The organism is Zemynaea arenosa (assembly GCF_004614185.1).
GTDB classification, from domain to species: Bacteria; Pseudomonadota; Gammaproteobacteria; order Burkholderiales; family Burkholderiaceae_D; genus Telluria; species Telluria arenosa.
The window spans coordinates 1-21,172 of sequence record NZ_SPVF01000226.1; the positions used below are offsets into that span (position 1 = coordinate 1).

Annotated in this window: 18 protein-coding genes, 2 tRNA genes and 1 pseudogene; 14 read left to right on the forward strand and 7 right to left on the reverse strand. The window is 65.5% G+C overall.

Annotated elements, in window-relative coordinates:
- Window positions 1-448: pseudogene (locus tag E4L96_RS23855) on the forward strand (hypothetical protein); the annotation flags it as partial.
- Here E4L96_RS23855 and rnk read toward each other — a convergent pair.
- Entirely contained in the window at window positions 355-846 is a 492-nt protein-coding gene (rnk, locus tag E4L96_RS17770; RefSeq protein WP_135208553.1) for a nucleoside diphosphate kinase regulator, read from the reverse strand. The pseudogene E4L96_RS23855 and the gene rnk sit on opposite strands and share 94 nt — an antisense overlap.
- Before the next feature lie 292 nt (window positions 847-1,138).
- On the opposite strand from rnk, the gene E4L96_RS17775 reads away from it, so the two are divergent.
- The 3 genes from E4L96_RS17775 to E4L96_RS17785 all read left to right on the forward strand — a co-directional run bounded on the left by E4L96_RS17775 (window position 1,139) and on the right by E4L96_RS17785 (window position 3,729).
- Window positions 1,139-1,582 (forward strand): hypothetical protein, encoded by a 444-nt coding sequence (locus E4L96_RS17775; protein WP_135208554.1) that lies wholly within the window; start codon window positions 1,139-1,141, stop codon window positions 1,580-1,582.
- A gap of 486 nt (window positions 1,583-2,068) precedes the next feature.
- Window positions 2,069-2,659, forward strand: a complete 591-nt coding sequence (locus E4L96_RS17780) for a TMEM175 family protein (RefSeq protein ID WP_135208555.1) — start codon at window positions 2,069-2,071, stop codon at window positions 2,657-2,659.
- A gap of 2 nt (window positions 2,660-2,661) precedes the next feature.
- Window positions 2,662-3,729, forward strand: a complete 1,068-nt coding sequence (locus E4L96_RS17785) for a DUF1176 domain-containing protein (protein WP_135208556.1) — start codon at window positions 2,662-2,664, stop codon at window positions 3,727-3,729.
- A gap of 52 nt (window positions 3,730-3,781) precedes the next feature.
- On the opposite strand, the gene E4L96_RS17790 is transcribed toward E4L96_RS17785, so the two are convergent.
- Window positions 3,782-5,029 (reverse strand): serine hydrolase domain-containing protein, encoded by a 1,248-nt coding sequence (locus tag E4L96_RS17790; protein ID WP_167758730.1) that lies wholly within the window; start codon window positions 5,027-5,029, stop codon window positions 3,782-3,784.
- Between the two features lie 133 nt (window positions 5,030-5,162).
- Here E4L96_RS17790 and E4L96_RS17795 point away from each other — a divergent pair, with 133 nt between their 5' ends.
- From E4L96_RS17795 to E4L96_RS17815, 5 genes are all read left to right on the forward strand, one after another.
- A complete protein-coding gene (locus E4L96_RS17795; RefSeq protein WP_135208558.1) occupies window positions 5,163-5,789 on the forward strand; it encodes a hypothetical protein in 627 nt (208 codons plus the stop codon).
- Between the two features lie 108 nt (window positions 5,790-5,897).
- Complete coding sequence (locus E4L96_RS17800) at window positions 5,898-8,063, forward strand: M3 family metallopeptidase (protein ID WP_135208559.1); 2,166 nt, start codon at window positions 5,898-5,900, stop codon at window positions 8,061-8,063.
- Window positions 8,064-8,117: 54 nt separating this feature from the next.
- Window positions 8,118-8,525 (forward strand): hypothetical protein, encoded by a 408-nt coding sequence (locus E4L96_RS17805; RefSeq protein WP_135208560.1) that lies wholly within the window; start codon window positions 8,118-8,120, stop codon window positions 8,523-8,525.
- A gap of 94 nt (window positions 8,526-8,619) precedes the next feature.
- On the forward strand, window positions 8,620-9,144 hold the full coding sequence (locus tag E4L96_RS17810; RefSeq protein ID WP_135208561.1) for a MerR family transcriptional regulator: 525 nt from the start codon (window positions 8,620-8,622) through the stop codon (window positions 9,142-9,144).
- Window positions 9,145-9,176: 32 nt separating this feature from the next.
- Window positions 9,177-9,488, forward strand: a complete 312-nt coding sequence (locus tag E4L96_RS17815) for a DUF4404 family protein (protein WP_135208562.1) — start codon at window positions 9,177-9,179, stop codon at window positions 9,486-9,488.
- A gap of 53 nt (window positions 9,489-9,541) precedes the next feature.
- Here the strand turns inward: E4L96_RS17815 and E4L96_RS17820 are convergent, their stop codons facing one another.
- Window positions 9,542-10,054 (reverse strand): DUF1269 domain-containing protein, encoded by a 513-nt coding sequence (locus tag E4L96_RS17820; RefSeq protein ID WP_229414591.1) that lies wholly within the window; start codon window positions 10,052-10,054, stop codon window positions 9,542-9,544.
- Window positions 10,055-10,205: 151 nt separating this feature from the next.
- On the opposite strand from E4L96_RS17820, the gene E4L96_RS17825 reads away from it, so the two are divergent.
- The 3 genes from E4L96_RS17825 (at window position 10,206) to E4L96_RS17835 (ending at window position 17,086) form a co-directional block, all read left to right on the forward strand.
- Window positions 10,206-12,446 carry a YgiQ family radical SAM protein gene (locus E4L96_RS17825; RefSeq protein ID WP_135208563.1) on the forward strand — a complete coding sequence of 747 codons (2,241 nt, stop codon included), beginning with the start codon at window positions 10,206-10,208 and terminating at the stop codon, window positions 12,444-12,446.
- Between the two features lie 272 nt (window positions 12,447-12,718).
- A complete protein-coding gene (locus tag E4L96_RS17830; RefSeq protein WP_167758731.1) occupies window positions 12,719-14,131 on the forward strand; it encodes an RCC1 domain-containing protein in 1,413 nt (470 codons plus the stop codon).
- A 129-nt stretch (window positions 14,132-14,260) separates the two neighbouring features.
- A complete protein-coding gene (locus E4L96_RS17835) occupies window positions 14,261-17,086 on the forward strand; it encodes an EAL domain-containing protein (protein ID WP_229414593.1) in 2,826 nt (941 codons plus the stop codon).
- Between the two features lie 68 nt (window positions 17,087-17,154).
- On the opposite strand, the gene E4L96_RS17840 is transcribed toward E4L96_RS17835, so the two are convergent.
- Both E4L96_RS17840 and E4L96_RS17845 read right to left on the reverse strand, forming a co-directional pair.
- The gene (locus E4L96_RS17840; protein ID WP_135208565.1) at window positions 17,155-18,276 is read right to left on the reverse strand and encodes an AI-2E family transporter; all 1,122 of its coding nucleotides are present in this window, start codon (window positions 18,274-18,276) and stop codon (window positions 17,155-17,157) included.
- The gene (locus E4L96_RS17845) at window positions 18,273-18,713 is read right to left on the reverse strand and encodes a cyclic nucleotide-binding domain-containing protein (protein WP_181017625.1); all 441 of its coding nucleotides are present in this window, start codon (window positions 18,711-18,713) and stop codon (window positions 18,273-18,275) included. The genes E4L96_RS17840 and E4L96_RS17845 overlap by 4 nt, the downstream gene beginning before the upstream one ends.
- A gap of 218 nt (window positions 18,714-18,931) precedes the next feature.
- On the opposite strand from E4L96_RS17845, the gene E4L96_RS17850 reads away from it, so the two are divergent.
- Together E4L96_RS17850 and E4L96_RS17855 are read left to right on the forward strand one after the other, a co-directional pair.
- Entirely contained in the window at window positions 18,932-20,092 is a 1,161-nt protein-coding gene (locus tag E4L96_RS17850; protein WP_229414599.1) for a GGDEF domain-containing protein, read from the forward strand.
- An 87-nt stretch (window positions 20,093-20,179) separates the two neighbouring features.
- Complete coding sequence (locus tag E4L96_RS17855) at window positions 20,180-20,824, forward strand: CCXG family PEP-CTERM protein (RefSeq protein WP_135208568.1); 645 nt, start codon at window positions 20,180-20,182, stop codon at window positions 20,822-20,824.
- 54 nt (window positions 20,825-20,878) lie between these two features.
- Here E4L96_RS17855 and E4L96_RS17860 read toward each other — a convergent pair.
- Window positions 20,879-20,955: transfer RNA gene (locus E4L96_RS17860), tRNA-Asp, on the reverse strand.
- 36 nt (window positions 20,956-20,991) lie between these two features.
- A tRNA-Val gene (locus E4L96_RS17865) sits at window positions 20,992-21,067 on the reverse strand.
- Between the last annotated feature and the right edge of the window lie 105 nt (window positions 21,068-21,172).

Sequence of the window (21,172 nt, forward strand, 5' to 3'; positions counted from 1 at the left end):
CCTCGAGAAAGGCTCTGCGGCCGGTAAGCCGGGCGAGGGCAAACCGTCCATCCAGCTGGCGCGGGCTCTGGTGCCGTCGGCGTCTGCCAAACCGGGCAAGCTGGTGACCGATGGCGCGCCGCTGGCCGCCGCCGCGGAGCCAGCCGCCGGCGCCAGCTGTGACGCTGCGGCGTCTGCCGGCAAGTCGGGCGGGCAGACCGTCCCGCCGACCGGTGAAATGCGCCAGGTCGGCGGCAAAGGCCGCCTGCAGTTCTTCACCGCGCCCGCGACTGGCTGTGAAAAGCGCGGCCTGTTCGTGGTCACCGGCGACCTGCTGGACGCGCACACGGTCTACCAGAACTTCACCTATGTGCGCTACGTGAACCCGAAAAACGGCCGTGCGGCCGAAGGCTGGGTCCAGAGCGAGCGCCTGACTGCCCCCAGCCGGACGCTGGCCGACAAGGACTGAAGGTCGTAGTCGCCAGCCCGCTCGGGCTGGTACACAATCTCGATGGCTTCGACCGTGAAGGTGCGGCCATCGGGATGCGTCCACTGGATGCGATCCCCCTCCCACAGCCCCAGCAGGGCGCTGCCGACCGGTGACAGCACGGACAGCGTGTCCGGCGCCTGCGCCAGATCCTTCGGGTACACCAGCCTGCGGCACAGCTCCGTGCCGTCCTCCAGCAGGCGGAACTTAACTTGCGAATTTAACGTACGACCTTTGGGTGGCATCTCCCAAGGCTCGACCGCGTTCGCGCGCACCAGCTCCTCCGACAGCGCCGCCGTGTGCGCGGCCGACGGTAATTTGGTCAACAAAATATCGATCCGGTTGAAATCGACGGACGAGATGGTGATGTCCGGGTTCATGTTTTGCTTCTCAATCTTGATTCAGTCCTCGGCGAGGACGGTTGTCATGCGCGCCTCAAGGGTGGAGGCGACACGGAATCGTGCAGAGGCTCGGCAAGCAGGCGTCAACGCTTGCCGAGCTTAAGCAAGCCGGGCAAGGATGCGGGGAGGAAGTGGGTGGCCGGGGTGGACATGGCGAATTGATTATACCCCCGTGGTTGGCGCACTCGCCGAGACACCGTGTATAGTTCAGCAGGTCACATTATTTACTGAACAACACGGCGCCGGGAACTGTCATGGGATTTTGTAAGCGATGAACACTCTGCTTCGCCTGCTTCTGCTTCTCGCTCCGCTCGTTGCTTTCGCTAGCGGTGGCCCCGATCCCATCGTCGGAACGTGGCAGCATACGCTCATCGTGCAGGTGGCAGACGGCAAGGTCGTCCGGCGAGAACAGGCGACGGATGGCTCCAGCATGGAATTCCGCGCGGACGGCACATGGACCTTGTCCAGTCCTCAGAATCAGGCTTCCGGCACCTATCGTCGGCTGGATCGGGACCGCATCGAAACCACAATCACCGGTTCGGACCACCCGCGGCAGATTGGCGACGCCTCGGTGAAGCGTGCGGTCGTGCAGAACGACAGCCTGATCCTGACCGTTGACTATGACAGCGAGAAGATGAAAGTCTTCCCTGCACGCGCCGACGGGACGCGCCCGCAGTCCATGTCTGTTACCTCGACGTTTCGCCGCGCACGGTGAACACATTTAGAGCCTGCATTGGCTCCCTTCACTGATCCCGGTCGCATCCTGAAAGTGAACTGAAATCGTCGACGTACTGCAAGACTGGAAGTTACAGCGAGAGCAATTCACTCTCCGGCCAATCTCATGACTCGTACACATGCAATTTTGTTCGTAGCGACGTTGATAATCTGTAGTGTTGTAGCCGCGTGTAGCCACCGAGCGTTTCGGATCGAAGAAGGATTCGCTGCGATCACTCCTAGGGAGACAATAGATCAGATCGTCAATCGACTTGGCAGACCAGACATGCGAGAAACCACGCATCCATTTACCCGATATGCCAGCGTACCGTGCGTAGAACCCTGCAAACTACGGCTCTGGTGGGAACATCCAATATTGAAGGGCTTGGAGGCGTGGTCCGTCGAGATCAACAGCAAAGGCACCGATATCCGCAAGGCGCACTTTGTATCCCCATGACGCGATTGAAACAGAACCAAGGGTAGCTATATGGGCAAGAACCGCCTGGAAGCCTTCAGCGATGGCGTCATCGCGATCATCATCACGATCATGGTGCTGGAGCTGAAAGTGCCGCATGGGGCGACGATCGAGACGCTGCTGCCGCTGTGGCCGATTTTCGTCAGCTACGTCCTCAGCTTCGTCTACGTCGGCATCTACTGGAACAATCATCACCACATGTTCCACGCCGTGCAGCGTGTGAGCGGCGATGTGCTGTGGGCGAACCTGCATCTGCTGTTCTGGCTGTCGCTGATCCCCTTCGTCACCGGCTGGATGGGCGAGAACCATTTCGATACGCTGCCCGTCTCGGCCTACGGTGGCGTTCTGCTGATGTGCGCGATTGCGTATTCGATCCTGGCGCGGCGCCTGGTCCGTCACCACAACACGGCCCTGCAGCGCGCCATCGGCAAGGACGCGAAAGGCTGGCTGTCGATTGCGATGTATTTGCTCGGTATCGGCTTGTCGTGGGTGCAGCCCTGGCTGGGAGCGCTCGTGTATGCCGCCGTGGCCGCGATGTGGCTGATTCCGGATCGCCGCATTGAAGGCCATCTCGCGGCCGAAGACAATCACAACAAGGAATAAATATGCTTCGGTGGAGCGCCTACGCTGTGCTGGCGCTGGCAGGCAGCGCCGCGCATGCCGCCGACCCCGCCAGCGTCAGCTTCCAGCACAACGACTGGGAACTCGCCTGCGACAACACCCGCACCTGCCGCGCCGCGGGCTACCAGCCGGACGACCAGGACGAGAATCCGGTGTCGGTGCTGCTGACCCGGCACGCAGGACCGAACCAGCCGGTCTATGGCGAGGTTCAGTTCGGCACTTACGGCGACAATGCGCCGGACGTTCCGGCCACCGTCACGCTGAAGATCAATGGCCGCGCTGCCAGCACGATCAAGCGCGACAAGAACCGCAACTTTCATCTCACGTCCGCCCAGGTCGCAGCGCTGCTCGCGGTCCTCAACAAAACCACCACGGTCGAATTCGTCGCCGGCGAGACCACCTGGACGCTGTCGACCAAAGGCGCGTCCGCCGTGCTGCTGAAGATGGACGAATTCCAGGGCCGTCTCAACACGCCGGGCGCGCTGGCGCGCAAGGGTACGCAGCCTGAAGACAAGGTGCTGCCGCCGCTCGCGCTACCGGTGATCGTGGCTGCTGCGGTGCCGAAAGCCCTCGACAAGGCGGCGCTGGCCGCGCTGGACCGCAAGGCCATCACGGCTGAACTGCGCAAGGCCATCAAGCTGGAAGACTGCGACGAACTCGCGACCATTGGCAGCGCCGAGAACCCGCTGGACATTGCGCCGCTCAGCAACGGCAAGCTGGTGGTCTCCGCCACCTGCTGGCGCGCCGCCTACAACACGGGCAGCGCCTTCGCCGTGATCAACGCGCAGGCGCCGTATGCGCCTGTCATTGTGACGACACTGGCCAATGACTACGCCGATGGCGTGATCGGCGCCAGCCAGAAGGGCCGTGGGCTGGGCGACTGCTGGTCCAGCGAGGACTGGACCTGGGACGGCGCCCGCTTCGTGCACACCCACGCGACCTGGACCGGCATGTGTCGCTTGATCGCTCCCGGCGGCGCCTGGGATCTGCCAAGCCTGGTTACCACAGTCAAAGCGGTGCCGGGACAGAACGCAGCGGACAAGGGCAAATAAACGGTCGAGCGGCGCATCCTGAGCGGTAGACCGTCGACTTCTGAGCGCCGCGCTACCAGCGACCATAGTGATTGACTACGCCGCGCCAGAACGCGTCGGCATCCTTGCCCAAAGTGGTGCCGCCGGCTTTGGCGGTGGCGTTGGCCGCCGTCTGCACCAGCACCAGCTTGAGGGCCGGGTCGATCAGGATCATCTGGCCGTACACGCCGATCATGGCGAAACGGCGCTTCTCGGTGGGGAAGGTCCAGAACTGGTACGAATAGCCGTAGTACGGCGTGGCCACATGCGGACGGAAGGCTTCCGGCGCGCGGCGCCAGTCGGTGGCCTCCATCAGGTAGTCCTTCGGAACGATCTCCTTCTGCGCCGGATCGTCCGGCCGCACGCCGTCGTTGGCGAGCACGATGCCGAGGCGCGCGTAGTCGTGCAGGGTGGCGTTGAAATTCCCGGCCGCGCGTTCCAGGCCGGTGCGGTCCGCTCGCCACAGGGCTGACGTCTCCGCGCCGATCGGCTGCCACAGGCGGGAGGTCAGGTACTCGCTCAGGTTCATGCCGGTGGCGCCGCGCAGGACGGCGGCCAGCACCTCGGTCTCCGCGCTGGCGTAGGCAAAGCGCGTCCCTTGCGGCGCATCGCGGACCGTGATGGTGGGGGCCGCGTTTTCGACACCGCCGCGGATCACCGCGCGCGCCCAGCGCTCCAGGTCATCGTTGCCGTCGTAGCGCTCCTCGAAGTGGGCGCCGGAGGACATGCGCAGCAGGTTGCGGATGGTGGTCTCGCCATACAGGGTGCCGGCGGTCTTGGGGAGGTAGTGGTCCACGCGGTCGTCCAGCGAGGCGATCTTCCCCTCGCGCAGGGCGATGCCGACGGCCAGCGAGACGATCGACTTGGCCATCGAATTGGAGACGAAGCGCTGCATGGGCGTGCGGTCGTACTGGTAGCGCTCCACCTGCACCACGCCGTCCTTGATGATCATGAGGCCCATGATGCGCTGGCGTGCCAGGTAGTCGCTGACGGTGAGGTTGATGCGGCCGTCCCCGCTCCAGCGAATCGAAGGCTCGCTCGCGGCGCGGGGCAGTGGCATCGGCGCGGTGCTTGGCGCCAGCACGTTGGCTTTACCGCCGAAAATGCCTTCGATCTCGCCTTGCGCCGTGAAGGAGCCGACACGTACCGCCTCGTCGTAGAACCAGTTCTTGGCCGTGCCGACCGGGTAGCCTTGAGCCTTGCCCAGTTTGTCTTCGTCGGGGGCCGCACAGGCTGCAGTGGCGGCCGTGGCAAACAGCAGTACATACAGGGGAGAGCGCATTCCCGCGTCCTTATCAGGGTGACAGCCCGACAGCTTACCTCGGCCGTGCCCTGCCATGTGCAGCCGAAAGATTGCCCATCAGACAGGAAGGTGTGTATAGTTGCCCGACCCTTAACCTTGTTGAAAGTGCACCATGACCGACAACGTTTATGCCGCCCCGCAGGCGAACATGTCGTCCGCCAGCGACCAGTCCGGCGACACCCGCTTCTTTGTGGTGTCGACCACCAAGCTGGCGGTGATGTACCTCGGCACGTTCGGCATTTACCTGCTGTACTGGTACTACAAGCAGTGGGAGCTGTACAAGGAAAGCCAGCCATTCGATTCCCCGGCAGGCAAGATCTGGCCTGCCATGCGCGCCATTTTTTCGTTTCTGTTCACGCACGCTCTGTTCGGCAAGGTGAAGGCGGCGCAGCCGGACCACCCCGCGGTCGCAGCGTGGTCGCCGATGCGGGATGCGACGCTGGTGGTGCTGCTGATGTTCGGGCCGATGATCCTGTCCTGGACCATGCCTGGTCCGCATTCGCCCCTCACGCCGCGGCTGATCGCCATGGCGCTGATGTTCCCCATCGCCACCGTGCTGTGCCGCGTGCAGGCGCGCATCAATGCCGTCTGCGGGGACGAGACGGGCGCGGCGAACCGGCACATCACCGGCGCCAACATCGCATGGCTCGTGCTGGGCTCCCTGGGCTGGCTCATCTTTGGCCTGGCCGGGATCGGCCTGCTGCTCGGAATGAATGAGTCCGGCGCGGACGGGTACTGAGCGTCACATGCATACATCCGCGTCCGTGACTGTGGCGGATGCGCCTGCTATTATCGGCGGCTGAGCTGGCCCGTGCGGCCAGCGTTTCTCAATGACCCGAGACACTTCATGACCCGTCGTCCCCAACTGCTCCTGATCGCCGCCAGCCTGGCGCTGATCCCCGCGGCGCATGCCGCCACCACGCCGGCCGCCAAGCCGGTGACCGCCACCGCTGTCACCGCCAAGCTGGATGCGTCCAACCCGTTCGCGAAAGTCAGCCCGCTGCCGCTGCGCTACCCGCAGTTCGACAAGATCAAGGACGAGCACTTTCTGCCCGCCTTCACCGCCGGCATGGCCGAGCAGCTGAAGCAGATCGACGCCATCGCCAGCAACCACAATGCGCCGAGTTTTGACAACACCATCGTGGCGATGGAACGCTCCGGCCAGCTGCTGACGCGGGTGGTCACCACCTTCAGCAACCTGCAGGGCGCGAACACCAACGACACGCTGGACGCGATCGACCGCGAGATCCAGCCCAAGCTGGCTGCGCACAACGACGCGATCTACATGAACGAAAAGCTGTTCAAGCGCGTGCAGACCCTGTACGACAAGCGCGATGCGCTGAAGCTGGACGCCGAATCCAAATACCTGCTGGAGCGCTACTACAAGGACTTCGTGCGCGCGGGTGCCAAGCTGTCGGCGGCGGACAAGGACAAGCTCAAGGCCCTGAACAGCGAGATGGCCGGCCTGCAGTCGCAGTTCTCGCAGAACGTGCTGAAGGAGATGAACGCCTCGGCCCTGGTGGTCGACAAGCGCGAGGACCTGGCGGGCATGCCGGAAGCGGACATCAACGCCGCCGCGGCAGCCGCCAAGGCCAAGGGCATGGACGGCAAGTACCTGATCGCGATCTCCAACACCACCGGGCAGGCACCGCTCGCGGTGCTGACCAACCGCGAAGTGCGCGCGCAGCTGCTGGCCGCCTCGATGGCGCGCGGCAGCCATGGCGGGGAGTTCGACAACCGCGAACTGGTGCGCAAGCTGGCCACCCTGCGTGCGCAGAAGGCCGCGCTGCTCGGCTTCGAGACCTACGCCGCCTATTCGCTGGACGACCAGACCGCGAAGGACACCGCGACCGTCAACAAGCTGCTGGCCGAACTGGCCAAGCCTGCGGTGACCAACGCACGCAAGGAAGCGGCGGACATGCAGCAGCTGATCGATGCCGACAAGGGCGGCTACCAGCTGGCGCCGTCCGACTGGGCCTACTTCAGTGACAAGGTGCGCGCGCAGCGCTATGCCTTCGACGAGAACCAGCTCAAGCCCTACCTGGAGCTGGACAACGTGCTGACCAAGGGCGTGTTCTTCGCCGCGAACAAGCTGTATGGGATCAGCTTCAAGGAGCGCAAGGACCTCCCGGTGTACAACCCGGACGTGCGCGTGTTCGACGTCTTCGATACCGACGGCAAGCAGCTCGCGATCTTCCTGTTCGACCCCTACGCACGCTCCAACAAGAACGGCGGCGCGTGGATGAACGAGTACGTGTCCCAGAGCGGGCTGCTGGGCACCAAGCCGGTGGTGGCCAACCACGTCAACATTCCCAAGCCCGCGGCGGGCCAGCCTACGCTGCTGACCTGGGATGAAGCCAAGACCATGTTCCACGAGTTCGGTCACGCGCTGCATGGCATGTTCTCCAACGTGAAGTACCCGCGCTTTGCGGGCACCAATGTGCCGCGCGATTTCGTCGAGTACCCGTCGCAGGTCAACGAGATGTGGGCGGCGTGGCCGGAAGTCCTGGCCAACTACGCCAACCATTACCAGACCGGCGCGCCGATGCCGAAGGAGCTGCTGGACAAGGTGATCGCTGCTTCGAAATTCAACCAGGGCTTCGCGACCACTGAGTACCTGGCCGCATCGCTGCTGGACCAGCGCTGGCACCAGCTGAAGGCCACCGAGATCCCGGCGGATGTCGTCGGCTTCGAGACTGCGGCGCTGAAGGACGCGGGTGTGGACTTTGCCGCGGTGCCGCCGCGCTACCGCACCACCTACTTCTCGCACGCCTTCGCGGGCGGCTATTCGGCGGGCTACTACTCCTACCTGTGGGCCGAGAAGCTGGATGCGGATTCGGTCGAGTGGTTCAAGGAGAACGGCGGCCTGCTGCGCAAGAACGGCGACCATTTCCGCAGCACGCTGCTGTCGCGCGGCGGCACGGCGGATGCGCTGGAGATGTTCCGCAATTTCCGCGGGCGCGAGCCGGTGATCCAGCCGCTGTTGATCCGCCGCGGGCTGACTGCGCAGTGATGTTCTCGCAGTGATGATCGCGCAGTGATGATCGTCTAAGCGCTTGACTTGTCTATGGCCTGCGGCTTCATCATGCAGGCCATGGACGATCTGACTCTTCTCGCGCAGGTCGAGGCTTGCGCGCTTGACCCTTCTCTCTTCAACCATGCGGGACACGTGCGGCTGGCGCTGGCCTGCCTGCACACTGCCAGCGGTGATGCCGATCTGGCCGCGGCGCGCTGTTGCGCGGCGATCGCCCGCTATGCCACGCATCTCGATGCGGCGGACAAATTCCACTGGACGGTGACCGAAGCGCTGGTGCGGCTGCTGGCGGCCGGGCTGCACGAAGAGATTGCACGCGATGCGCGGGCCTGCCTCGCACGGCACTACAGCGCCGCCGCGCTGGCCGCACCGCAAGCGCGGGCGCATTTCGTTGCGCCGGACCTGCTCCCGCTGCCCGGGTGCGCAGGTGCGCTCGGCTGATCCGGCTCATGCGCTCGCGGGGCGAACCGGCGCGGGCCGCAGCGCCCGCGCTGCATCTGCCGCCACTTGGCGCCGGCTCTGCTAACCTGACGGCATGAGCACCTACTCCATCGGCCAGCTCGCGCGCATCGCCGGCGTGTCTCGCACCACGCTGCTGTACTACGAGCAGGCGGGCCTGCTGGTGCCGCGGGCGCGTAGCGCGGCGGGCTACCGCCACTATGACGAGGCGGCTGCCGAGCGGGCGCGCCGCATCGCGGCCTACCGCGCCACCGGGATGCCGCTGGCGTCCATCGCCGCGCTGCTGGATGGGCAGGCCGCATCCGCCATCGAACAGCGGCTGGGCGAGATCGCGCGCGAAATGGCGCTGCTGCGCGAACAGCAGGCCGTGCTTCTGCGGCTGCTTGGCAAAACCGACGGTGGCCAGATGGACAAGGACCGCTGGACCGCGCTGCTGCGCGAGGCCGGGATGGACGATGCGGCCATGGCGCGCTGGCACGCGCTGTTCGAGCGCCAGTCGCCGGACGCGCACGCATCGTTTTTGCGGTCGCTGGGGCTGGACGACGATGAGGTGTCCCGCATTCGCTCCTGGGCCGCCGGAACCGGCCAAAACGGTGTATAAATGGTTCTCAACCGTCATCATCGAGGCTAGCCATGCAGGAACCGAATTCACCGTCCGACCTGAAAGCGCACCTGGAGAACGTCCACGCCGATGTGGCCGCCACCAACGACGTGAACCCCGAGCTGCGCACCCTTCTGACCCAGCTGGATGGCGACATCCACAGCCTGCTGCAGCGGCGCGCAGCCGAGACCGGCGCCGGGGTGCAGACCGGCGAGGAGCCCAGCCACACCTATGGGCTGGCCGAACGCGCGCAGGAAATCACGGCGCGCTTCGCGGCCGAGCATCCGCGCCTGGAGCCCACGCTGCGGCAGCTGTCGACCATGCTATCCAACATGGGGATTTGATCGACCGGCGCCTGCGCGGCCCTGGCACGGCCAGGGCGCAGGGGCGGGTGACGCTACGGGAAGGCCGGGACGTGTGCGTCCTGGCCGCCGAACTTGATCTCGGGGTGGCGGCTTTCGAGCAGCTCCTCGATCTCGGCCACGCGACGGGCGGGCAGGTCCACGATCAGCAGCACCTGGCCTTGCGCGATCCGCTCCATGAACGGCGCCAGCCGCGAATTCGGGTTGGCCGCGCCATTCATGCCCGAGGCCCAGGTGCCGAACAGCGCACCGCCGAGGCCGCAGGCCAGCACGGTCATCGCGCCCAGGTCCAGACCTTCGGGCGGGAAGGCCGTGATCAGCCCGCCCGTGATCAGGCCGACCAGCCCGCCGACCATCATGCCCATCTGCATAGCGTGGATCAGGTCGGTCTTGTGGAAGGGATTCCCGTCCGGCATATCCTGCGGCAAGGTCCCATCGCGGGCGATGAAGTGCAGGTGGCTTTCGCTGATCCGCTTGAGCAGCAGCTCGTCCAGGATGGCACGCGCGCTGGGGATGTCGGGCAGCATGTAGTACAGGCGGCGGTTCATGGTGGCCTCCTTCATGGGATTGTCACTTTCGTTATAGTCCGCGCAGGGCCCGGGCGCAATCGTCCGCTCTCAGCATTAAGCTTTTGATTATTAAGCCAATTTGCGACACCTGCCCCTGCGGGCAGTAAGGTTTTCCGGTACAATCACGCGGATGAATTCCCCGGTAAACCTGTTCGCGACCGTTCCCAAGCGGTCTGCCCGCGCTGCTGCTGCGCCTTTCCTCCCGATGTCCCGCGCCGAGATGGACAGGCTCGGCTGGGACCAGTGCGACGTCATCCTCGTCACGGGCGACGCCTACATCGACCATCCGTCGTTCGGCATGGCGCTGGTCGGCCGCCTGCTGGAAGCGCAGGGCTACCGGGTCGGCATCATCAGCCAGCCGGACTGGCACTCGGCCGAGCCGTTCCGCGCGCTCGGCAAGCCACGCCTGTACTGGGGCGTCACGGCGGGGAACATGGACTCGATGGTCAACCGCTACACGGCCGACCGCAAGATCCGCTCCGACGATGCCTACACCCCTAACGCCGAACCGAACAAGCGCCCGGACCGTACCGTCACCGTGTACGCCCAGCGCGCGCGGGAGGCATATCCGGACGTCCCGGTCATCATCGGCTCGATCGAGGCCTCGCTGCGCCGCATCGCCCATTACGATTATTGGTCGGACAAGGTGCGCCGCTCGGTGCTGATGGATTCCAAGGCCGACCTGCTCATCTTCGGCAACGCCGAGCGCGCGCTGGTGGACCTGACGCACCGCCTGAATGCGGGCGAGAACATCAAGGACATCCGCCACCTGCGCGGCACCGGCTTCCTGGTGCCGCACGGCTGGCTGCCGTCGCCGGAATGGGGCGTACACAACTCCTCGCGCGTGGACGTGCCGGGCAAGGTCGATCCGCATCCGAACCCGTATGCGATGGCGAACGAAGACAAGACCGCCTGCGCCACTGACGCCGCCAAGGCCGAGGCCGAGGTCGTCAAGCCGATCCGCATCATGACCCGCGAAGAGCGCCAGCAAATGGCGCGCGAGAAGCACGCCCGCACCGTGGTGCGCCTGCCCGCCTACGACGTGGTCAAGGACGACCCGGTCATGTACGCGCACGCGTCGCGCGTGTTCCACCTCGAATCGAATCCTGGCAACGCGCGTGCGCTGGTGCAGCAGCACGGCGAGCGCGACGTGTGGCTGAATCCGCCGCCGCTGCCGCTGCAGATGGACGAGATGGACGGCGTGTACGACCTGCCGTACGCGCGCAGCCCGCACCCAAGCTATGGCAAGGCGCACATCCCGGCGTGGGAGATGATTCGCTTCTCGGTGAACATCATGCGCGGCTGCTTTGGCGGCTGCACCTTCTGTTCGATCACCGAGCACGAAGGGCGCATCATCCAGAGCCGCTCCGAACCGTCGATCCTGCGCGAGATTGAGCACATCCGCGACAAGACCAAGGGTTTCACCGGCACGATCTCGGACATGGGCGGGCCGACCGCCAATATGTACCGCCTGCAGTGCAAGGACAAGAAGATCGAGGAGACATGCCGCCGCCTGTCGTGCGTGTATCCCAGCATCTGCTCCAACCTGAACACCGACCACAGCAAGCTGATCTCGCTGTACCGCAAGGCGCGCGCGATCCCGGGCATCAAGAAGGTGCTGATTTCGTCCGGCCTGCGCTATGACCTGGCGGTGCGCTCGCCCGAGTACGTGAAGGAACTGGTCACGCACCACGTGGGCGGGCTGCTGAAGATCGCGCCCGAGCACTCGGAAGAGAACACCCTGTCCAAGATGATGAAGCCGGGCATGGGTGCGTATGACGAGTTCAAGAAGCTATTCGACAAGTTCTCGCTGGAGGCAGGCAAGAAGCAGTACCTGATCCCCTACTTCATCGCCGCCCACCCGGGCTGCACCGACGAAGACATGCTGAACCTGGCGCTGTGGCTGAAGAAGAACAACTTCCGCCTGGACCAGGTGCAGACCTTCATGCCGACGCCGATGGCGATGGCGACCACCATGTACCACTCGCGCAAGAATCCGCTGCACAAGGTGACGGAGGATTCCGAGGTGGTGGAGACGGCGCGCAGCGGCAAGATCCGCAAGGTGCACAAGGCCTTCCTGCGCTATTACGATCCCGAAAACTGGCCGGTGCTGCGCGAGCACCTGGTCAAGATGGGCCGCGGTGATTTGATCGGCAACGGCGAGCGCCACCTGATCCCGCCGCCGGGCGGCAGCCTGGCGCAACGCGAGGAGCCGGTTGCGGCCGCTCCGGCACGGCGCGGCAACGCCACCGTGCGCGTCGCCCCCGCCCGCGTCCGGGCCCCTGGCATGCCTGCCGCGTCCGCGGCAACCGGCAAAGCCCGCCCGTCCATCCTCGACACCATCAAGACCAAGCGCCCCGCCAAGCGCTGACATCTTCGTCCGCGCCTTATCCCCGGATTCCTCCTACCCCTCTAGTCCGGGGTACGTCCCGCCTCCCGGAGCGGGGACGTACCCCGCCCTCAAACCGGTGAGAAACGATTCACTCGTCTATGTCGGGTATGGGGACGTACCCCGGCGTGGGAGCGGGGACGTACCCCGGTTTTGAGAGGGGAATTGGCGGTTATTCGGGGGATGGGGAGTTAATCGGCGCGGGTAGACTGGCCGGGTTATGGCTATATGCCGGAATTCGGCTTGAGATAATCATGAAATCATTTTGGATGCGGCCCTTCGCGCTGCTGCTGGCGCTGGCCACTTTGCTGACCGCGTGCGGCGGCGGAGGCGGCGGTAGCTCGTCGTCGACCGCGACCCCGTCCGGGCCGACCCTCACTTCGATCACGGTGGCGCCTGCGAACGCAGCCGTCAACGTCGGCACCACCCAGCAGTTCACTGTCACCGGCACTTATTCGGACGGCAAGTCGGCGGCCATCAGCAGTGACATCACCTGGTCCACCGGCAATTCCAGCGTGGCTATCATCGCCACGTCGGGCCTCCTGACCGGCAAGGGCGTCGGCACCGACATCGTGACCGCCAAGGTCGGCAGCGTCAGCGGCACCGCCAAGGTCACCGTCAAGGGCGCGTATCTCACCATGGCTGCCGGCGGTGCGCACAGCGTGGCGCGCCTGGCCGACGGGACCCTGCGCGCCTGGGGCCTGAACCGCTCCGGCCAGCTCGGCGACGGCAGCAGCGCGGACCGCACCACGCCCACCGTGGTCGGCACCGACAAGACCTGGAAGGATGTCGCCGCGGGTGAATTCCACACCGCCGCCATCAAGGCCGACGGCAGCTTGTGGACCTGGGGTTTCAACCAGAACGGCCAGCTCGGCGATGGCACCACCACCGACCGCGCCACGCCGGTCAAGGTCGCTGTCAGCGGTACCTGGGCCGCGGTCGCGGTGGGCAAGGGGCACACACTGGCGCTGAAAACCGACGGCACGCTGTGGGCCTGGGGCCGCAACTTCAACGGCCAGCTCGGCGACGGCACCAACACGGACCGCCTGGTGCCGACCAAGATCGGCGTAATCGTGAACTGGAAGAGCATCAGCGCCGGCGACACCCATTCGGCCGCGCGGCGCGCCGACGGCACCATCTACACCTGGGGCGGCAATGCCAACGGCCAGCTGGGGGCGGGCAGCACCACGGACAGCAACACCCCGGCCAAGGTCGGCACCTCGACCTGGGTCAGCGTGCTGGCGGGCGGCAGCCACACCATCGCGATCCGCTCGGACGGCGCGCTGTTCGCCTGGGGTGCCAATGGCAATGGCCAGCTGGGCCTGGAAGACGGCCTGGACGTGTCGGTTCCGACCCAGGTCGGCAGCGACACCAACTGGGCCGCGGCCTCCGCCGGTGGCGCGCACACGCTGGCGCTGAAGTCGGACGGTACCTTGTGGGCCTGGGGCGCCAACAGCGACGGCCAGCTCGGCCTCGGGACGCAGTTCGACGCCTTCACTCCGAAGCAGGTGGGCAAGGCCAGCACCTGGACCATCCTGTCCGCGGGCAAGGCGCACAGCCTGGCGCTCCAGGCGGACAACACGCTGTGGGCCTGGGGCCGCGGCGTGGAAGGCCAGCTGGGCGACGGCAAGGCTGTGTCGCAGACCGCGCCGGTACAGATACCGTAAGGCGTTTGACAGTTGTCCCAACGAAAAGGGTTCTCTGCGGAGAGCCCTTTTTTGTGTCTTCCGCTGACAAATCGGTACATAGAAATACTCATTTCCGACAAGAAGCAAGATAAAATCTGACAAATCGTCTTGTCTCTCCGCTCCATGGACCTGGCCAGCCTCCTCCGCCGCAAAAGTTTGTCCGCGCTGTCCGCCGTCCTGGCGGTTGTGGCGCTGGCGGTCCCGCTCTCGGCGCAGGCCCTGGAAAAGGTCACCCTGCAGTTGAAGCACACCCACCAGTTCCAGTTCGCGGGCTACTACGCCGCGCTGGAAAAGGGCTACTACCGGGACGCGGGCCTCGATGTCACAATTGCGGAGGGCCACGACGGCAATGAGCCCGAGCGCAAGGTGATCGCGGGCGAGGCCGAGTACGGCGTCGGGTCGTCCAGCCTGCTGCTGGCGCGGCTGGCGGGCAAGCCGGTGGTGGTGCTGGGCGTGGTGTTCCAGCATTCGCCGTACGTGCTGCTGGTCCGCCAGCACAACAGCTCGCCGAACATCCACGACATCAAGGGCAAGCGGGTGATGATCGGCTCGCTTACGGACGAGCTGACCCAGGCCGACGAGCTGGTCGCGTTCCTGAAGAAGGAAGGCATTCCGATGTCCAGCCTGATCCGCGTGGACCACAGCTTCAATCCGGATGACTTCATCAAGGGCAAGGTCGATGCGATGTCGGCCTATGTGACCAATGAGCCGGACTATCTGGACCGGGTCGGCTTCCTGTACGACGTATACAGCCCGCGCAGCGCGGGCATCGACTTCTACGGCGACAACGTGTTCACCAGCGAGAAGGAGCTGGCCCAGCACCCCGAGCGCGTGAAGGCCTTCCGCACCGCCACCATGCGCGGCTGGCAGTACGCGATGAGCCACCAGGAGGAGATCGCGGACCTGATCCTCTCCAAGTACACGCGCCGCAACGACCGCCAGCATCTCCTGTTCGAAGCGCGCCAGATGATCCCGCTGGTGCAGCCGGTGCTGGTGGAAATCGGCTACATGAATCCGGAGCGCTGGCACCACATCGCGGACGTGTATGCGGACCTGGGCCTGCTGCCCAAGAACGCGAACTTCGACGGCTTCCTGTACAACACCGGCAGCAACCGCGACCTGACCTGGCTATACCGGCTGCTCGCGGGCGCCGGCCTGCTGCTGCTGCTGGGAAGTTTGGTGCACTTCTCGCAGCTGGCGCGCGAACGCCAGAGGGCGCAGGTGGCGATCCGCAAGGGCGAGCAGCGCTTCCGTACCATGTTCGAAGAGGCGCCGATGGGCATCGCCCTGCTGCAGCCGGCCAGCGGCGCGTTCAAGGACATCAACTCGCGCTTCGCCGAGATCAGCGGGCGCAATGCATCCGACCTGCGCGCGATCCACTGGAACGACATCACGCATCCGGACGACGTCTACAACGAGACCGAGCAGATGGCGCTGCTCAAGAGCGGCAAGATCGAAGGCTTCAAGACCTCCAAGCGCCTGATGCGAGCCGATGGCTCGGTGGTGTGGATCGATGCCTCGATTGCGCGCATGGACGAAGAGGGCGCGGAGCCGCATCTGCTCTGCATGATCGAGGACGTGACCGAGAAGAAGAAATCGGAAGCGCTGATCTGGCAGCAGGCCAACTTCGACACGCTCACCCAGCTGCCGAACCGCCGCATGTTCCTGGACCGGCTGGAGCACGACATCCTCAAGTGCCGCCGCGAGAACAAGCGCATCGCAATCCTGTTCATCGACCTCGATCACTTCAAGGAAGTCAACGACACGCTGGGCCACCACCAGGGCGACGTGCTGCTGGTGGAGGCGGCGCGCCGCATCCGCAGCTGCGTGCGCGAGTCGGATACGGTGGCGCGCCTGGGCGGGGACGAGTTCACCATCATCCTCTCGGAGCTGGAGGCGGTGGCGCGGGTAGAGACCATCGCGCAGAAGATCATCACCGAGCTGCAGGCGCCGTTCGCACTGGGTCAGGAGCAGGCCTTCGTGTCGGCCTCGATCGGCATCACGATCTACCCGGACGACGCGCGCGACATCGACGACCTGCTCAAGCACGCGGACCAGGCCATGTACGCGGCCAAGGGCGCGGGCCGCAACCGCTTCTCGTACTTCACGCCGGCGCTGCAGACGGCAGCGATCAACCGCATGCGGCTCACCAATGACCTGCGCGCCGCGGTCAAGCAGAACCAGTTCGCGCTGTACTTCCAGCCCATCGTGCACCTGGAGACGGGGCGCGTGCACAAGGCCGAGGCGCTGATCCGCTGGCTGCATCCGCAGCGCGGCATCGTCAGCCCGCTGGACTTCATTCCGCTGGCCGAGTCCACGGGGCTGATCGTGGACATCGGCGAATGGGTGTTCCGCGAAGCGGCGCGCTGGGTGCGTAAATGGCGCGACGAGATCGACCCAGAGTTCCAGGTGTCGATCAACCAGTCGCCGGTGGAGTTCCAGCGCGACGGACGCGCCTACGACGGCTGGTTCGCGCACCTGCAGGAGCTGGGGCTCGCGGGCAGCGCGATGTCGGTGGAGATCACGGAAGGGCTGCTGCTGGATGCCAGCCGCGGGGTGCAGGACAAGCTGCTGCAGATGCGCGATGCGGGCATGCAGGTGGCGCTGGACGATTTCGGTACCGGCTATTCGTCGCTGGCGTACCTCAAGAAGTTCGACATCGACTACCTGAAGATCGACCGCACCTTCGTCCGCAACCTGGCGCCGGATTCGAGCGACATGGCGCTGTCGGAGGCCATCATCGTGATGGCGCACAAGCTGGATTTGATGGTGATCGCGGAAGGCGTGGAGACCGCGCAGCAGCGCGACCTGCTGACCGAGGCGGGCTGCGACTACGCGCAGGGCTTCCTGTTCGCGCGGCCGATGCCGGGCGAGGAATTCGACGCGCTGCTGCGCGCGCAGGCCAGCGCCGAGCGCGAGTTCGCGCTCAAGTAGAACGACCGGCGGCGCGGTGGCCGGACGGCCGCCGCACGTCCATGTCGGACTTTCTCAGGCGATGACCATCATAGTCCGCGCGCGGCGAGGCGGGTGCGCAGGCGCAAGGCGTGGCGGTGGCGGGCGCGCAGGCGGGGGCTGGTCATCAGGACGCCGAGCGTCTGGCCGATCACCATCACCACGCCGAGCACCGGCAGCACCAGCATCAGACCCGCCACCCCGGCCAGCGCGCCGCCGATGAAGATCATCAGCACCGTGACCATCGGGTGGATCTGGAGGCTGCGGCCCAGCGTCAGCGGCATGAAGACGAAATCGTCCAGCAGCCGCACCAGCACGAACACCACAATTGCACCGTAGGCCAGCATCGGCTCTCCCGGAACATCCGTGGACGCCACGATCACCACCAGCACGCAGCCGACGACCGAACCGACGAACGGCACCCACGCCAGCACCGCCGCGATGAAGCCGAGCAGCAGCGGCTTGGGTACGCCGATCACCCACAGGCCAAGCGCCAGCACCGCGGTATCGAGCACCGTCAGCTTGAGCATGCCCTGGAAGTAGCGGCGCGCGGTCTGGTCGACTTCATGCAGCAGGTACAGGGTCTTCTCAAAAAACGCGTTCGGCACCGCGCGCGCGAGGAAGCGTTTGAAGCGCGCGCCGTCGCGCAGGAAGAAGAAGGTGAGGAAGGGCGCCAGCAGCAGCGACGGCAGCCAGGCCAGCGTGCTGACGACGATCGACGGCAAATGCTTCTGCACGAAGGTGTTGGTGAAGGCCGCAAAGCGCGCATCGGCCAGGCGCGCGATGCGCATCTTGTGCGCGATCGGAAAGCGGTCCTCGATCTCGGTGAGCGTGTGGCGCACGAAGGCGATGCCGCCGTCCGCATAGCGTGTGGCTGTGTCCTGCCACGGCTCGGTCCCGCCGCCGGACCAGGTGGAGGCGCCGATCACCACCAGTGCCACCAGCACGCAGAAGCCGCCGCCCACCAGCATCGCCGCCGCCGCATGCCCGAAGCCCGCGCGGATCAGGCGCTGCATCGGCGGCAGCAGCATGTAGTACAGGACGATGGCCAGGATGAAGGGCACCGCCAGCCACAGGGCGTGGTTCACGAGCGCCAGCAGCAGACAGGTGGCGCCGATGATCCCGGCCCACACCACCGGTCCGCTCGACGAGGGCGAGGGCAGGGTGTTCACAGGGCCTCGACCTGGGAGCGGCCGTCCATCCAGGCGCGCAGGCGGTGGCCGATGTGGCGCGCCAGCGCCAGCGAGATCTTGTAGCCGATCACGGCGTCGGTCTCCATCAGGCCCATGAAGTCGGCGCGGAAGAACACGGCCATCTCGCACGGCGCGATCGCGCGCGCCTGCGCATTGCGTGGCGAATCGTCCAGCAGGGCCAGGTCGCCGAGGAAGGCGCCCGGTTCCAGTTCGGCCACCAGCTGCTGCGCGCTGCCCTGGCCGCGCGCGATGGCCACCCGGCCGGACAGGATCAGGTACAGGGCCTGGCCCTCCTCGCCCTCGTCGAAGATCACTTCGCCCGGCAGGTAATGGCGCTCATGCAGCAATCCGTCCACGATGCGCAGTTCCAGCGGCGTGAGGCTGGAAAACAACGCCGTGTTCTGTAAACGCTGCATGCGCGGCGAACGCTCCGGTTGTCTCAATAAGCCAAAGATCACATCATTTCCTACTGTTCAGGTCAGTTGATTATCCGCCAGAATAGACCTGAAGAAATTCTCGGAATGTCTCGGAATTCAATCGGATCGGTCGAAATATCGGTGTAGTATAGTGCCCTTAGGCAATATTCGTGGCCTGTATCATAAGATTTCGACGGAAGGGGTGCCCCTTGATCGACGTGAAAACCTTCATGCTGGTGATGGCCATCGGCAACATCGCCTTCGCGATGATGATCGCCGGGTACGCCCGCGGGGGCGAAGAGAATCCGGCCATGCGGGTGTGGATGTGGGCCAAGCTGGTGCAGGGCCTGGCGAACGGTCTCGGCTGGCTGCGGCCGGACTTGAATTCCTGGATCGTCGATGCCGCCGCGAATACCGCGCTGATCGGCGGGTTCGCGCTGGAGACTGGCGCCTACTCGACCTTCCTCGGCGCGCAGCGCTGGAAGCGGGTGGTGGTGCCGCTGGCGCTGATCTGCGTGCTGCTGATGCACAGCGCGCGCTTCGGCGGCGTGGGCGCCGGCGGGCTGATCGCGATGATGTCGACCTTCATGGCGGTGTTCTCCGCCAGGATGGCCTGGCTGCTGCTGGCGCCGCGTGCCGACAAGACCCTGCTGCAGCGCCTGGTCGGTCTGAACAACCTGCTGTTCACGCTGGTCATGGCGATGCGCGCCTACACGGGCGCGGTGCACAGCTCGATCGGCGTGTTCACGCCCGGGGTGCTGTCCACGGTGACTTTCCTGGTTGGCTACACGCTGCTGATCGTGAACGGGTTCGGCTTCCTGCTGATGTGCAAGCAGCAGGACGACCGCAAGATGCGCGCGCTGGCCACCACGGACAGCTTGACCGGGCTGGTGAATCGGCGCGCCTTTTTCGAGCGCACCGAAAATGCGCGCATGCTGTCGGCCCGGCTGCGCAAGCCGGTGGCGCTGATGATGCTGGACATCGACCACTTCAAGCGCCTCAACGACCGCTTCGGCCACGCCACCGGGGACGAGGCGCTGTGCCTGTTCGCCCGCACCGCGCTGGCGACCCTGCGCGAGCACGACATCATGGGGCGGCTGGGCGGCGAGGAGTTCGCGCTGGTGATGCCGGGGACGACGCTGTCCGGCGCGCTGCACGCGGCCGAGCGCCTGCGCAACGAAGTGTCGGAGGCACCACTGCTCACCGATGGCAACAATTACAAGCTCACGGTCAGCATCGGCGTGGTGATGATCGACCCGAACGAGCACATCAACGCCGCCCTGGCGCGCGCCGACGCCGCCCTCTACGCCGCCAAGTCCGCTGGCCGCAACCGGGTCGAATGCGGCGACGCCATCAGCGCGAGCGCCGACGTGGCCTGACGCACGTCGGGCGGGCCGGCGCCATTTCAGCGGAACGGCGCCGCATGGTCTAGATTGTCTTCATGATTCCTCATCATGGAGGCAAACATGTCCACGCTTCACATTCCGGCGCTGGCCGCCGCAGCCCTGCTTGCTCTCGTGCCCGCGCGCGCCAGCGAGATCGAGGTCACCACCGCCTACTCAACCGCCCCTGCGCAGCCCACGGCCCAGGCCTACCTTGCCGTGGTCAACGTGGCCGCGCAGACGCCGCATGCCGGGTACGGTACCACCACCATTGCGCTGTACGACAACGTCAGCAATCACGGGCTGTTCGGCGGGCCGGTCACGGACATCGGATTCAAGTCGGTGATCGATTTCGTGGTGGCGCCGGACAAGGCCGGCGATTGGGCCTTCCGGGCGGGCGTCGATTTCGGCCGCGGCGGCGCCATGCTGCTCGATGGCGCCGTGCTCGACTTCAACGCGTCAAACGTCTGGTGGGGTGGCTCCTACGCGGACCTCGGCAGCTACCTGCACGGCCTGGCGACGGTGGAATCCGGCGCGCATCAACTGGTGCTGGTGGGACTGGAGGAGTGCTGTGACGGCGGGCAGCAGGCGCAGTTCAGCGTGGCTGGCGGGCCCTACCAGACCTTCGGCAGCGCCGATGGCTTGTCGCCCGTGCCCGAGCCGGCGGCGTATGCGATGCTGCTGGCGGGATTGGCAGGATTGGCTGCGCGGGCGCGGCACCGGCGCTAGCGTGCGGCAGCGCAAATGAAAAAGGCCCGACGCGAACGTCGGGCCTTTCTGTGTTGGCGGAGCGGACGGGGCTCGAACCCGCGACCCCCGGCGTGACAGGCCGGTATTCTAACCAACTGAACTACCGCTCCTAAACTGCGAAACCGGTATCGATGAAACAGGGATGCTGGTGGGTGCTGAGAGGCTCGAACTCCCGACCTACGCCTTGTAAGGGCGCCGCTCTACCAACTGAGCTAAGCACCCGCTTGGCCCTGCATTCATCCGCGATGCTGTTGCTTCATCGCGAAGAGGCCGAATCATAAACAATCCCTTCCGGTTGCGCAAGTGCTTTTCGAAAAATCGTGCGCG